Origin of the sequence: Streptomyces sp. NPDC052079, from assembly GCF_040680275.1 — a bacterium.
Lineage (GTDB): Bacteria > Actinomycetota > Actinomycetes > Streptomycetales > Streptomycetaceae > Streptomyces.
On the sequence record NZ_JBFAWL010000004.1, the window covers coordinates 142,788 to 156,328 of the forward strand.

10 protein-coding genes and 1 pseudogene are annotated in these 13,541 nt (G+C 71.0%); 3 read left to right on the plus strand and 8 right to left on the minus strand.

Annotation, left to right across the window (positions count from 1 at the left end; translation table 11 throughout):
* From AB0L56_RS09900 to AB0L56_RS09920, 5 genes are all read right to left on the minus strand, one after another.
* Positions 1-1,020, minus strand: coding sequence for a CoA ester lyase (locus AB0L56_RS09900; protein ID WP_365421015.1), 1,020 nt, complete (start codon positions 1,018-1,020; stop codon positions 1-3).
* Positions 1,017-3,044, minus strand: coding sequence for a protein meaA (locus AB0L56_RS09905; RefSeq protein ID WP_361034616.1), 2,028 nt, complete (start codon positions 3,042-3,044; stop codon positions 1,017-1,019). Before AB0L56_RS09905 ends, AB0L56_RS09900 begins: the two co-directional genes overlap by 4 nt.
* Before the next feature lie 10 nt (positions 3,045-3,054).
* Positions 3,055-4,392, minus strand: a complete 1,338-nt coding sequence (gene ccrA, locus AB0L56_RS09910; RefSeq protein ID WP_361034789.1) for a crotonyl-CoA carboxylase/reductase — start codon at positions 4,390-4,392, stop codon at positions 3,055-3,057.
* A gap of 403 nt (positions 4,393-4,795) precedes the next feature.
* A complete protein-coding gene (locus AB0L56_RS09915; RefSeq protein WP_361034619.1) occupies positions 4,796-5,605 on the minus strand; it encodes a TetR family transcriptional regulator in 810 nt (269 codons plus the stop codon).
* Positions 5,606-5,768: 163 nt separating this feature from the next.
* A complete protein-coding gene (locus AB0L56_RS09920; RefSeq protein WP_365421020.1) occupies positions 5,769-7,574 on the minus strand; it encodes a 3-hydroxybutyryl-CoA dehydrogenase in 1,806 nt (601 codons plus the stop codon).
* A 360-nt stretch (positions 7,575-7,934) separates the two neighbouring features.
* On the opposite strand from AB0L56_RS09920, the gene AB0L56_RS09925 reads away from it, so the two are divergent.
* The gene (locus AB0L56_RS09925) at positions 7,935-8,540 is read left to right on the plus strand and encodes an adenylosuccinate lyase (RefSeq protein WP_361034625.1); all 606 of its coding nucleotides are present in this window, start codon (positions 7,935-7,937) and stop codon (positions 8,538-8,540) included.
* Here the strand turns inward: AB0L56_RS09925 and AB0L56_RS09930 are convergent.
* The 3 genes from AB0L56_RS09930 to AB0L56_RS09940 form a co-directional block, all read right to left on the minus strand.
* Positions 8,537-9,055 (minus strand): GNAT family N-acetyltransferase, encoded by a 519-nt coding sequence (locus AB0L56_RS09930; RefSeq protein ID WP_365421410.1) that lies wholly within the window; start codon positions 9,053-9,055, stop codon positions 8,537-8,539. The two genes, AB0L56_RS09925 and AB0L56_RS09930, sit on opposite strands and share 4 nt — an antisense overlap.
* A gap of 128 nt (positions 9,056-9,183) precedes the next feature.
* Positions 9,184-10,767 (minus strand): alpha/beta hydrolase, encoded by a 1,584-nt coding sequence (locus tag AB0L56_RS09935; protein ID WP_365421023.1) that lies wholly within the window; start codon positions 10,765-10,767, stop codon positions 9,184-9,186.
* A 135-nt stretch (positions 10,768-10,902) separates the two neighbouring features.
* Positions 10,903-11,940: an Rv2578c family radical SAM protein gene (locus AB0L56_RS09940; protein ID WP_365421025.1), complete on the minus strand. Its 1,038-nt coding sequence runs from the start codon at positions 11,938-11,940 to the stop codon at positions 10,903-10,905.
* A gap of 161 nt (positions 11,941-12,101) precedes the next feature.
* Here AB0L56_RS09940 and AB0L56_RS09945 point away from each other — a divergent pair, with 161 nt between their 5' ends.
* On the plus strand, positions 12,102-12,545 hold the full coding sequence (locus AB0L56_RS09945; protein ID WP_365421027.1) for an SRPBCC family protein: 444 nt from the start codon (positions 12,102-12,104) through the stop codon (positions 12,543-12,545).
* A gap of 434 nt (positions 12,546-12,979) precedes the next feature.
* A pseudogene (locus AB0L56_RS09950) lies at positions 12,980-13,417 on the plus strand (carboxypeptidase-like regulatory domain-containing protein); the annotation flags it as partial.
* Positions 13,418-13,541 lie beyond the last annotated feature (124 nt).

The following is a 13,541-nucleotide window of genomic DNA, read 5'->3' on the forward strand; positions in this document are numbered from 1 at the left end:
TCAGGCCTCCGGGGTCTCGAACTTCGACGTGCGCCGCATGCCGGCGGCGCGTCCCTTGCCCGCGATGACCAGGGCCATCTTGCGGCTGGCCTCGTCGATCATCTCGTCGCCGAGCATCGCCGAGCCCTTCTTGCCGCCCGCCTCGGACGTGTAGTAGTCGTACGCGTCCAGGATCAGCTCGGCGTGGTCGTAGTCCTCCTGCGACGGCGAGAAGATCTCGTTGGACGCCTCGACCTGGCCCGGGTGCAGCACCCACTTGCCGTCGAAGCCGAGCGCGGCGGCGCGCTGGGCGACCTCGCGGTAGCCGTCCACGTTGCGGATCTGCAGGTAGGGGCCGTCGATCGCCTGGAGGTTGTTGGCGCGGGCGGCCATCAGGATCTTCATCAGGATGTAGTGGTAGGCGTCCGCCGGGTAGCCGGGCGGCTGCTCGCCCACGACCAGGGACTTCATGTTGATGGACGCCATGAAGTCGGCCGGGCCGAAGATGATGGTCTCGACACGCGGGGAGGCCTGCGCGATCTCGTTGACGTTGTTGAGGCCCTGCGCGTTCTCGATCTGCGCCTCGATGCCGATCCTGCCGACCTCGAACCCCATCGTCTTCTCGATCTGCGTCAGCAGCAGGTCCAGCGCCACGATCTGCTGGGCGTCCTGGACCTTCGGCAGCATGATGCAGTCGAGGTTCGGGCCGGCGCCTTCGACGACCGTCACGACGTCGCGGTACGTCCATTCGGTCGTCCAGTCGTTGACACGCACGACGCGGGTCTTGCCGGTCCAGTCGCCCTCGTTGAGGAACTTCACGACGGTGTGCCGCGCCTCGGGCTTGGCGAGCGGCGCGCACGCGTCCTCCAGGTCCAGGAAGACCTGGTCCGCCGGGAGGCCCTGGGCCTTCTCCAGGAAGCGCGGGTTCGAGCCCGGTACCGCCAGGCAGGAACGCCGGGGGCGAAGTCTGGAGGTGCCGTCCCGCAGGGACGCCGTCTGAGGGTGGTGGTGGGAGACGGGCGGGCGGTTGACCGTGGTCATGCGGGGACCTCCAGGGGGTCGAGGCTGTTCGCTGTGCGGATCTCGTCGACTATGCGGCCGATGATCCCGGTGATGTCGAAGTCCTTCGGGGTGAACACCGCGGCCACGCCCGCGGCCCTGAGCTGTTCGGCGTCGCCGTTCGGGATGATGCCACCTGCGATCACCGGTATATCTGTGGCACCGGCCACACGCAGGCGCTCCAGCACGTCCGGCACCAGCTGGGCGTGCGAGCCGGACAGGATGGACAGGCCCACTGCGTGCACGTCCTCGGCGAGGGCGGCGTCCACGATCTGCTCCGGGGTCAGCCGTATGCCCTGGTAGACCACCTCGAACCCGGCGTCGCGGGCCCGCACGGCGATCTGCTCGGCGCCGTTGGAGTGCCCGTCCAGGCCCGGCTTGCCCACCAGGAAGCGCAGCTTGCCCACGCCGAGGTCCTTGGCCGTCAGTTCCACCTTGCGGCGGACCGCCGACAGTGCCGAGCCCTCCTCGGCGGCCACCGCCACCGGGGCGGAGGAGACACCGGTCGGCGCCCGGAACTCGCCGAACACCTCCCGCAGCGCCCCGGCCCACTCGCCGGTCGTGACGCCGGCGCGGGCGCACTCCAGGGTGGCCTCCATGAGGTTGTCGGTGCCGCGCGCGGCCTCCTTCAGCTTCTCCAGCGCCTTGCAGGGGCGCGGGTGGTTGAAGGGCGGCTGGTAGCGCGTGTCGCGCCAGTTCTGCAGCGAGGCGATGACCCGGGCCTCCACCGCCGGGTCCACCGTGTGGATCGCGGTGTCCAGGTCGGCGGTCAGCGGGTTGGGCTCGGTGCCCTCGAAGGCGTTGACACCGATGATCTTCTCCTCGCCGGACTCGATCCGGGCGCGGCGTTCGGCGTGCGAGGAGACCAGCTGGGACTTGAGGTAGCCCGACTCGACGGCGGCCATCGCGCCGCCCATCTCTTCGATCCGCCCCATCTCCGCCAGCGAGTCGGCGACCAGCTGCTCCACCTTGGCCTCGATCACCTTCGAGCCCTCGAAGATGTCGTCGTACTCCAGCAGATCGCTCTCGTACGCCAGGACCTGCTGGATGCGCAGCGACCACTGCTGGTCCCAGGGCCGGGGCAGGCCGAGGGCCTCGTTCCAGGCCGGCAGCTGCACGGCCCGCGCGCGGGCGTCCTTGGAGAGGGTGACGGCCAGCATCTCCAGCACGATCCGCTGGACGTTGTTCTCCGGCTGCGCCTCGGTCAGGCCGAGCGAGTTGACCTGGACGCCGTAGCGGAAGCGGCGGTGCTTGGGGTTCTCGATGCCGTACCGCTCGCGGGTGACCTGGTCCCAGATGCGGCCGAACGCGCGCATCTTGCACATCTCCTCGATAAACCGGACGCCCGCGTTCACGAAGAAGGAGATACGGCCGACCACGTCGCCCATGCGCTCCTGCGGCACCTGGCCGCTGTCGCGCACCGCGTCGAGCACGGCGATCGCGGTGGACATCGCGTACGCGATCTCCTGGACCGGTGTGGCCCCGGCCTCCTGCAGGTGGTAGCTGCAGATGTTGATCGGGTTCCACTTCGGGATGTGGGAGACCGTGTACGCGATCATGTCCGTCGTCAGGCGGAGCGAGGGCCCCGGCGGGAAGACATGCGTCCCCCGGGACAGGTACTCCTTGACGATGTCGTTCTGCGTCGTGCCCTGGAGTTTGGTGATGTCCGCGCCCTGCTCCTCGGCGACGACCTGGTAGAGCGCCAGCAGCCACATGGCGGTGGCGTTGATCGTCATCGAGGTGTTCATCTGCTCCAGGGGGATGTCCTGGAACAGCCGGCGCATGTCACCGAGGTGGGCCACCGGTACCCCGACCCGGCCGACCTCGCCGCGGGCGAGGATGTGGTCGGAGTCGTAGCCGGTCTGGGTCGGCAGGTCGAACGCGACCGACAGACCCGTCTGGCCCTTGGCGAGGTTGCGCCGGTACAGCTCGTTGGACGCCTCGGCGGTCGAGTGGCCGGCGTACGTCCGCATGAGCCACGGCCGGTCCTTCTGACGCTCTGTCATGTCCCGGCCCTCAGATGTTCCGGAAGCGGTTGATGGCGTCGATGTGCCGCGCGCGCTTCTCGTGGTCGCGCACGCCCAGGCCCTCCCCGGGGGCCAGGCACAGCACGCCGACCTTGCCCTGGTGGAGGTTGCGGTGCACGTCGTAGGCGGCCTGGCCGGTGTCCTGGAGGGAGTACACCTTCGACAGGGTCGGGTGGATCTTCCCCTTGGAGATCAGCCGGTTGGCCTCCCAGGCCTCGCGGTAGTTGGCGAAGTGCGAGCCGATGATGCGCTTCAGCGACATCCACAGGTAGCGGTTGTCGTACTGGTGCATATAGCCCGACGTCGAGGCGCAGGTGGTGATGGTGCCGCCCTTGCGGGTGACGAACACCGAGGCGCCGAAGGTCTCGCGGCCGGGGTGCTCGAAGACGATGTCGATGTCCTCGCCGCCGGTGAGTTCACGGATGCGCTTGCCGAAGCGCTTCCACTCCTTGGGGTCCTGGGTGTTCTCGTCCTTCCAGAACTTGTAGTCCTCGGCGCTGCGGTCGATGATCGCCTCCGCGCCCATCGACCGGCAGATGTCCGCCTTCTGCTCGCTGGAGACGACGCAGACCGGGTTGGCGCCGCCGGCCAGCGCGAACTGGGTGGCGTAGGAGCCGAGTCCGCCGCTCGCGCCCCAGATGAGGACGTTGTCGCCCTGCTTCATGCCGGCGCCGTTGCGGGAGACCAGCTGGCGGTACGCGGTGGAGTTGACCAGGCCCGGGGCGGCGGCCTCCTCCCAGCTGAGGTGGTCCGGCTTGGGCATCAGCTGGTTGGACTTGACCAGGGCGATCTCGGCGAGACCGCCGAAGTTGGTCTCGAAGCCCCAGATGCGCTGCTCGGGGTCGAGCATCGTGTCGTTGTGGCCGTCCGAGGACTCCAGCTCCACGGACAGGCAGTGCGCGACGACCTCGTCACCGGGCTTCCAGGAGTTGACGCCGGGACCGGTGCGCAGCACGACGCCCGCGAGGTCGGAGCCGATGATGTGGTAAGGCAGGTCGTGGCGCTTGGCCAGCTCGCTGGTGCGGCCGTAGCGCTCCAGGAAGCCGAACGTCGACATCGGCTCGAAGATCGAGGTCCACACCGAGTTGTAGTTGACCGAGGAGGCCATGACGGCCACCAGCGCCTCGCCGGGGCCGAGTTCGGGCAGCGGCACGTCGTCGAGGTGGATCGACTTGCGGGGGTCCTTGTCGCGGGTCTCGAGGCCCGCGAACATCTCCGTCTCGTCCTTGTGCACGGTGACCGCGCGGTAGGACTCGGGGAGCGGCAGGGCGGCGAAGTCCGCCGACGTGGAGTCGGGCGACTGGATGGCGGCCAGGATGTCCTTGATGGTCACGGTGTTGCCTCCGGCGATGAGCGCCCTGAGGGAGGGGCGCTGAGGGTTACGTCGGTGTGCTGCTGAGGGTCGGGGGTTGCCGTCGGTTCGGCGGGTGGTGCTTCGGCAGCGCTTGGTGGGCGCGGGAGGTTGCCTGTGACGCAGGCGTCCGGACGGTGCGGGCGGTGGGCCCGCCGGGACGGTTCGCCCGGACTCCTTCAACGTATGGCACGCCGTGTCAGCTCGCAAGGCACTGAGTGTCAGAACCTGGGCTCAGGTGAAATCTTTACTCATCAGATGAGCGATGATCGATCGAACGGGCTCTGAAAGCGGTGCGAAAACGGTTCCTGACATGGCAAAACGGCCACCCCGTGGGGTGGCCGTTGTCACAGGGGCCGACGCGGGGCCGGAGGGCCGCTCAGCGCTCCTTCAGCGCCTGCTCGATGGTCCGCATCACCTCGTCCAGCGAGGCGTCCACGTGGGCGACCGTCACCAGGACCTCGCCGTGCGTGGACGCGGTGGCGGCCGGCGGCTTCGGCGGCGCGGTGCGCCGGCCCGCCATGATGCCGCTGCCGAAGGTCTTGCGGACGATCGCGAAGGCGTGGTCCAGCTGGGCCTCCACATCGCCCTGGCCGCCGGCCCTGAGCCAGCGCCGCAGCACATGGTTGTGCGCGGTGACCACCGCGGACGCGGCGACCTCCGCCAGCAGCGGGTCGTCGCCCACGTCGTCGTGCGCGTGCTCGTCGAAGTGGCCCAGCAGATACCGCGTGAACAGCCGCTCGTACCGGGCCACCGACGCGATCTCGGCCTCGCGCAGGGTGGGCACCTCGCGCGTCAGCTTGTAGCGGGCGACCGAGATCTCCGGCCGGGCCGCGTACATCTTCATGACCTCTTTGATGCCGCGGCACACCGTGTCGAGCGGGTGCTCGTGCGCGGGGGCGGCGTTGAGCACGGCCTCGGCGCGGACGAGCGTGTCGTCGTGGTCGGGGAAGATCGCCTCTTCCTTGGAGCGGAAGTGGCGGAAGAAGGTACGGCGGGCCACCCCGGCGGCGGCCGCGATCTCGTCGACGGTGGTGGCTTCGTACCCCTTGGTCGCGAACAGCTCCATCGCGGCGGCCGCAAGTTCCCGGCGCATTTTGAGCCGCTGGGCGGCGGCACGCGAGCCTGCGGTGCTCTCCGGCGGCTCGGTCGTGGCTGACGTACGTGCGGACTTGGCGGGCTGGGACATGCCCTGAACGTACTGCATGTGCGCAGCTCGATGCGCGTGCCCGGGGGTTCCCCCGCCCTCGGCGGGCGGGGGAGACGCACCGGGGGCGGGAGGCGGGAAGCGGTCGGGGTCGAGCAGTCCGCCCCACTCCGCGCCGCCCCGGAACCGGTCGCCGGGAGGCTGCTCAGCGCTTGGCATATTCGCGGAAGCCACGGCCGGTCTTGCGGCCGAGGCAGCCCGCGGCCACCAGGTGCTCCAGCAGCGGCGCCGGGGCGAGACCGGGGTCGCGGAACTCGCGGTGCAGCACCTTCTCGATGGCCAGCGACACATCGAGACCCACGACGTCCAGCAGCTCGAAGGGGCCCATCGGGTAGCCGCCGCCCAGCTTCATCGCCGCGTCGATGTCGTCGAGCGACGCGTAGTGCTCCTCGACCATCTTGATCGCGTTGTTGAGGTACGGGAACAGCAGCGCGTTCACGATGAACCCGGCCCGGTCACCGCAGTCCACGGCGTGCTTGCGGATGGTGGTGCAGACCTCCCGCACGGTGGCGTGGACGTCGTCGGCGGTCAGCACCGTGCGGACCACCTCGACCAGCTTCATGGCCGGCGCGGGGTTGAAGAAGTGCATGCCGATCACGTCCTGCGGGCGCGAGGTGGCGCGGGCGCAGGCGACGACCGGGAGGGAGGACGTGGTGGTGGCGAGCACCGCCCCCGGCTTGCAGACCTTGTCCAGCGTCGCGAACAGCTGCCGCTTGACCTCCAGGTCCTCGGCGACCGCCTCGACGGCGAGATCGACGTCGGCGAAGTCGTCGTAGCTGCCCGTCGGACGGACCCGTTCCAGGGTCTGGGCGGCCGCCTCGGCGGTCATCCGGCCCTTGTCGACGGAGCGCGCCAGGGACTTGCCGATCCGCGCCTTGGCACCGAGTGCCTTCTCCTCGCTGCGGGCGGCCAGGACCACGTCGTATCCGGCCTTCGCGAAGACCTCGGCGATCCCGGAGGCCATCGTGCCCGACCCCGCCACGCCCACCGCGCGCACCGGACGGCCCTCGGCCGCGGAGCCGTCCTCGCGGGGGGTGAGGGCGTCGGCCACGACGGCCGCGCTGCCCGGCGCCTCGTACGTGTAGAAGCCGCGACCCGCCTTGCGGCCCGTCAGGCCCGCCTCGCTGAGCTGCTTGAGGACGGGGGCCGGGGCGTGCAGCCGGTCACCCGACTCGGCGTACATGGCCTCCAGGACCGTGCGGGCGGTGTCGATGCCGATCAGGTCGAGCAGCGCCAGCGGGCCCATGGGCAGACCGCAGCCCAGCCGCATCGCGGCGTCGATGTCCTCCCGGGAGGCGTAGTTGGCCTCGTACATCGCGGCGGCCTGGTTGAGGTAGCCGAACAGCAGCCCGTCGGCGACGAATCCCGGCCGGTCGCCGACCGCCACCGGCTCCTTGCCCAGGTCCAGGGCCAGATTGGTGACCGCGGTGACGGCCGCGGGGGCGGTCAGCACGCAGGAGACGATCTCCACCAGCTTCATCGCCGGCGCCGGGTTGAAGAAGTGCATGCCCAGCACCCGCTCGGGGCGGGCGGAATCGGCGGCGAGGCGGGTGACGGACAGGGCGTTCGTGCCGGTCGCCAGGATGGTCTCCGGCCGCACGATCCCGTCGAGCTCCCGGATGATCTGCTGCTTGATCTCGTACGACTCCGGGGCGACCTCGATCACCAGATCGGCGTCGGCCGCGGCCGCCAGGCCGGTGGCGGTGGTGACGCGGGCCAGGAGGTCGGTGCGCTGCTGCTCGGTCAGCCGGCCGCGCTCCACGGCGCGGGCGGTCGAGGCCTCCAGCGCGGTAACGCACCGGGCGGCCCGGGCCTCGTCGATGTCGATGCCGACGACGTCGCGGCCGGCGCCGGCCAGGACCTCGGCGATGCCGGTGCCCATCGTGCCGAGGCCGACCACGGCGATGGTCTGAAGCGGGGACAGAGAGGTGTCGGACAGGGGAGTGGCCATCGCGGGACTCCAGGAATGAGGGTGACGACGGGATACACGCCCGGGTGCGCCGAAGGGCGCACCGGGTGCGTGCGGAATGCGGGTGTGGACCGGGCTGCGAGCGCACACGCCCGGTGCCGTCGGCGGAGCGACGGCGGATCCGACCGGCCCTGTCCCGGGGCCGAGCCGTACTGCGGTACACGGGGCACCGAACCGACTGCGACTCACGACGGCCGCGTCACCAGACCGCCGCGAGGAGGGTAGCGAGTGGGTAACTCGCTCGTCTGAGCTTAACCCGTGGGTAACGAGCGCGCCAGCCCCCGGGTTTGTGATGTAGCTCCCGAGCGCACCGCCCGGGCCGGGTCCCCTAATCTCTGGGGCATGGACGATGAGTTGCGATCGCTCACGGAGCGCTTACGGGCGGAGTCGGGGGGATCGGCGGCGTACGACCGTCTCCTCGGCACCGACGACCCCGACACCCTGGCCGGCGTCCTCACCGCTCCCGGGCAGCCGCTGTGGGCCCGCGAACTGGCCGCGTTCCGGCTGGGACTGGCGGGGGACCGCAGGGCCTTCGAGGCCCTCGTCCTCCTCCTCAACCACCGCGACCCGCCACGCTGCGCCTCCGCCGCCCACGCCCTCGCCCGCCTCGGTGACCCGCGCACCGCCCGCGCCGCCGCCGCGCTCGCCACCAACGAACTCCGCGTCGCCTACGCCCTGCACCCGGTCCGGCTGCTCACCGCACTGCGCGCCCCCGAGGCGGTGCCGGCCCTGATCACCACGCTGCGGCGCCGGCTGCGCCCCCACGACCCCTACCGCCGGGTCGCGCTCGCCTGCGTCGAAGGCCTCGGCGAACTCGGCGACCCGCGCGCCGCACCCGTACTGAACGAGGCCCTCGCCCACCCGGCGCTGGCCGAGGCGGCGGTACACGCCCTGGCCCGCATTCCCCGCCAGGGCGGCCCCCGGCCGCGGATCCCCGGACAGCGCTAGGTGTGCTGTCCCGGGCCGGGCAGCCGCTTCGCGTAGCGCACCTCGGGTACCGCCACGCCGTCCACCTCGAAGGGTTCCTCCGTGCCGTCCGCGCCGAACCCCGCCCGCTCGTAGAACCGGCGGGCGCGGGTGTTCTCCTTGAGCACCCACAGGTACATGCGCCGGTGACCGGCGGAGGCACAGCGCCGGGTGGCCTCGGTGAGCAGGGTCCGTCCCACGCCCCGGCCTATGTGCCCCGGGCGCAGGTACAGCGCGTACAACTCGGCACCGTCGGTGCGCACGTCACCGTCCCGGTACGGCCCGAACGCGGCCCATCCGACGAGGTCGCCGCCCTCGTCCTCGGCGACGAGGTCGACCACCCGGCCGTCGCTCCCCAGCAGGCGCGCGCGATGCCGCTCGGCGTCCGCCCCGATGTCCATGCGGTCGAGATACGGCTGCGGGACGAGGCCGCGGTACGCGTGCCGCCACCCGTCCGTCCGGATCCCGGCGACGCCCTCGCAGTCGTCGACGGTCATCGGCCGCACCGGGAACGCGCTCACGCGCCCACCACCGCCGGCGCCTCGATCTCCATCGGGAACAGGTCGCTCATGCGTTCATGATGGACCATGGGTACGACAGCCCGGCCCCGACGGTGCGTCAGCAGTCAGCTCCGGAAGCCGAGCAGGCCGTGCAGGGTCGATCCGCGGGCCGAGCGCGGGGTCGCCTTCGACGTCAGCGGCTTGGGGTCGGGCAGCGCGGCACAGACCGCGTCGGCCTCGCCCCGACGTCCGCGCGGCACGGTCCCGTCGGTGAGATAGGCGGTCAGGTGCCGGTCCAGGCAGGTGTTCCCGCTCAGCGTGATGCCGTGGTTGCCGCCGCCCGACTCGACCACCAGGCGGGAACGGGACAGCAGCCGGTGGACGGTGACGCCGCCCTGGTACGGGGTCGCCGCGTCCTGCGTCGCCTGGAACAGCAGCGCCGGCGGCAGCTCGCTGTTGCGGACCCGCTCCGGACGCACGGACTCGGTCGGCCAGAACGCGCACGGCGCGTTGTACCAGGCGTTGTTCCAGGTCAGGAACGGCGACCGCGCGTAGGCCGCCCAGTGGTCCTTGCGCCACTGCCGCCAGTCCCGCGGCCAGGAGGCGTCCCGGCACTGGACCGCCGTGTAGACGCTGTAGCCGTTGTCCCCGGTGGCGTCGTTCGTGCCGAAGTTCTCGTACGCCTCGATCAGCGGCTCGGCGTCCTCGTGGTTCACATACGCCGAGAACGCCTCCGCGAGATAGGGCCAGTAGCCGTTGTAGTAGCCGCCCGGGATGTAGGTGTCCTCGAGTTCGGCGGCGCCCACCTTGCCGCCGGCCGGCTCCTTCTTCAGGGCCGCGCGCATCGCGTACCACGTGGCCTCGGCCTTCTCCGGGTCGGTGCCGAGGCCGTACGTCCTGTCGTGCCGGGCCACCCAGGCCATGAAGGCGCGGTGGCGGTCGTTGAAGGCGTGGTTCTGGTTCAGATTGGCGTCGTACCAGACCTGGGTGGGGTCGATCACCGAGTCGAGGACCAGCCGCCGCACCCGCTCCGGGAACAGCTTGGCGTAGACGGCGCCCAGGTAGGTGCCGTAGGAGTAGCCGAAGTAGTTGATCTTCTTGGCGCCGAGGGCCCGCCGGATCACGTCGATGTCGCGCGCCGCGGCGTCCGTGTTGAGGTGCGGCAGCAGATGCCCGTACTTCCTGCCGCAGGCCTCGGCGAACGCGCGCACGCGCCGGAGGTTGGCCTGCTCCACCTCGGGCGAGGTGGGGACCGAGTCGGGGCGTACGGGGCCGAAGTGGCCCGGCGCGCAGTCCAGTGCCGGCTCGCTCGCGCCGACCCCGCGCGGGTCGAAGCCGATGACGTCGTACTGGGCGGCCACCTTCTTCGGCAGCGCCGACGCGACGAACCCGGCCAGCGTCAGCCCGCTGCCGCCGGGCCCGCCCGGGTTCACCAGCAACGGACCCTGGTACTTCTTCGCGGTGTGCGGCACCCGGGAGAGGGCGAGCGTGATCGTCCGTCGCCCGGTGGAGCCGGAGTGGTCGAGCGGTACCTTGACCGACGCGCACTGGAGCGTCGGGTAGTCGTCGGTGCCGCACTTCTTCCACGCGGGTTTCGCGGCATGGAAGGGCTGCGCGGCGCGTGGTGTGCCGGCCTCGGCGGGGACGGCCGCGAGGCTTCCGGCCATGACGACGGCGGCAGCGCACAGCACGGCTGCGCGTTTACTCATGGGTCCTCCCGGGACGGAGGTGGCGCGGACCGCGGGGCTCACGGTTCTCGCGGCAATGTCCCGGTATGGGGACCCCCATGAACATGTCCGGTTGATTGTTGACCCAATTGGGCCGCCGGATGCGCTCGAACGCTCCTAAAGAAGCGTCAGTTGGGTCGGCTCGGACGTCGGGGGTTCGGCGGGCTCGGCGGGGCGGATCCGGCGTGGCATGCCCGCGCGGGCGGGGCCGATGCCGTACTCCTGGGCCAGCTCGTGCACCTGACGGGTGATCCGGCGCTGGTACCACTTCGGCGCGTAGGCCCCCTCCGCGTACAGCCGCTCGTAGCGGTTGACCAGGTGCGGATGATGGGCCGCGAGCCAGGACATGAACCACTCGCGGGCGCCGGGCCGCAGATGCAGCACCAGGGGGGTGACGGAGGTGGCGCCCGCGGCGGCGATGGCCCGCACGGTCGCCCGCAGCTGGTCCGGCCGGTCGCTCAGGAACGGGATCACCGGGGCCATGAGGACCCCGCAGCCGATGCCGTGTTCGGCGAGCGTGCGCACCACGTCCAGCCGCCGCTCCGGGGCCGGGGTGCCCGGCTCCACCGTGCGCCACAGTGTCTCGTCGGTGAAACCCACCGAGACCGAGATGCCGACGTCGGTCACCTCGGCCGCCTGCCGCAGCAGCGGGAGGTCCCGCAGGATCAGCGTGCCCTTGGTGAGGATCGAGAAGGGGTTCGCGTGGTCACGCAGGGCGGTCAGGATGCCCGGCATCAGCCGGTAGCGGCCCTCCGCGCGCTGGTAGCAGTCGACATTGGTGCCCATCGCTATGTGCTCGCCCTGCCAGCTGCGGGACGAGAGCCGGCGGCGCAGCAGCTCGGGCGCGTTCGTCTTGACCACGATCTGACTGTCGAAGCCCAGGCCGGTGTCGAGGTCGAGGTAGCTGTGGGTCTTGCGGGCGAAGCAATAGACGCACGCGTGTGTGCAGCCCCGGTAGGGGTTCACCGTCCACTCGAAGGGCATGCGGGAGGCCCCCGGCACCCGGTTGACGATCGAGCGGGCCCGGATCTCGTGGAAGGTGATGCCGCGGAACTCCGGCGTGTCGAAGGTGCGGGTGATCACCGCCTCCGCGCCGAACAGCGCGGCGTCGGCCCGGCTGTGTTCGGAGTCCGGTGTGAGGTTCTCCCAGCGCATGACGCCTCCTCTGGCTGTACTGCCGCACACAATAGAACATGTGTTCCCTTGATCGTGCGAGTGACCATGTTCGGTCAGATCCGTAACCCCGATTTGGGTGGCCGGGCACAGGGGTGGTTGGCTTGCCCCGACCCCGAGAACCCATGCCCTGGAGGATTGCGATGGCGCAGGTCGAGGCCACTACGGAGCGGATCGTCGCGGCGGACGCGGAAACGGTGTTCGACGCCCTCGCCGACTACAGCGGCACCCGCGCGAAGGTGCTGCCCGAGCAGTTCAGCGAGTACGAGGTCAGCGAGGGCGGCGACGGCGAGGGCACCCTCGTGCACTGGAAGCTCCAGGCCACCAGCAAGCGCGTACGCGACTGCCTCCTGGAGGTCACCGAGCCGACCGACGGCGAACTCGTCGAGAAGGACCGCAACTCCTCCATGGTCACCACCTGGCGCGTCACCCCCGCCGGCGAGGGCCGGTCCCGGGTCGTCGTGACCACGGTCTGGAACGGCGCCGGGGGCATCGGCGGCTTCTTCGAGAGGACGTTTGCCCCCAAGGGCCTGGCCCGGATCTACGACGCCCTGCTGGCCAGGCTGGCCGCCGAGGTGGAGAAGTAGCCGCCGCGGGACCTCCTCAAAGCCCGAGAACCGGTGGGGAGTTGGCTCCTCGCCGGTTCGGGTGATCTGCCGGCGGACCGCCTCTGTCCCGTAACTCGCCCTGCTTGCTCGTAGTTGTCGCTTTTACGCGGGAAATGTCCGGCGGTGCGACGAGGGGAGCGGCACGTGGGCGGAATCACTCCGACGCAGGACGAGCCGCCGGTCACGGTGCCTCCGGCCGGCGGTCCGCCGCTCCCGGCACCGGCCGTGGAGCCCGGCCTGAGCCCGCGTCGGGTCCGCCTGGTCTTCGGCGCCCTGCTGCTCGCCCTCATGCTCGCCGCCCTCGAGCAGATGATCGTCGCCACCGCGCTCCCGGAGATCGTCGGCGAGCTGCACGGCCTGGACTCCATGTCCTGGGTGATCACCGCCTCTCTGCTCACCGCGACCGTCGCACTACCAATGTCCACGGGGAGGTCGTCGCCGGCACCCGTAGCGGGCGCGAGGGCGGGTACGTCATGGGTGAGCTGGTGGCCGGCGAGTACACCCTCGCGGCGAGCGCCCCCGCCTTCCGCCCGGCCGCCCTCCCCGTCACCGTCCAGGCGGCCCGCGAGACCCGTCAGGACATCGAGCCGGCCGGCGGCGCCCTGCTGCGCGGCACGGTGCGCGCCGGGGGCGGACGGCCCGTGGAGGAGGCGCGCGTGACCCTCCTGGACGCCGCGGGCAACGTCGTCGACACCCTCACCACCGGGGCCGACGGCACCTTCCGGTTCGTCGACCTGGCGTCCGGCGAGTACACCGTCATCACCGCCGGATACCCGCCCGTCGCGACCGTGCTCCAGGTGGCCGGCGGAGGCCGCACGGAACGCGACCTCCAGCTCGGCCACGAGGACTGAAACGGTCCCTCACACGGGGAAACGCGCGCCGGTGGGCGACCGGGCGGGCAATTCCAGCAATGCCACACATCGCAACCGACCGTGGCCGTACGGTGGTGACGGCGGTACAGATCTTGCGCAGCCG

Bases quoted from the DNA above. Each gene is read 5' to 3' on its own strand.
- AB0L56_RS09900 (WP_365421015.1), bottom strand. From the start codon at position 1,020: ATGACCACGGTCAACCGCCCGCCCGTCTCCCACCACCACCCTCAGACG.
- AB0L56_RS09905 (WP_361034616.1), bottom strand. From the start codon at position 3,044: ATGACAGAGCGTCAGAAGGACCGGCCGTGGCTCATGCGGACGTACGCC.
- AB0L56_RS09915 (WP_361034619.1), bottom strand. From the start codon at position 5,605: ATGTCCCAGCCCGCCAAGTCCGCACGTACGTCAGCCACGACCGAGCCG.
- AB0L56_RS09920 (WP_365421020.1), bottom strand. From the start codon at position 7,574: ATGGCCACTCCCCTGTCCGACACCTCTCTGTCCCCGCTTCAGACCATC.
- AB0L56_RS09925 (WP_361034625.1), top strand. From the start codon at position 7,935: ATGGACGATGAGTTGCGATCGCTCACGGAGCGCTTACGGGCGGAGTCG.
- AB0L56_RS09930 (WP_365421410.1), bottom strand. From the start codon at position 9,055: ATGACCGTCGACGACTGCGAGGGCGTCGCCGGGATCCGGACGGACGGG.
- AB0L56_RS09935 (WP_365421023.1), bottom strand. From the start codon at position 10,767: ATGAGTAAACGCGCAGCCGTGCTGTGCGCTGCCGCCGTCGTCATGGCC.
- AB0L56_RS09940 (WP_365421025.1), bottom strand. From the start codon at position 11,940: ATGCGCTGGGAGAACCTCACACCGGACTCCGAACACAGCCGGGCCGAC.
- AB0L56_RS09945 (WP_365421027.1), top strand. From the start codon at position 12,102: ATGGCGCAGGTCGAGGCCACTACGGAGCGGATCGTCGCGGCGGACGCG.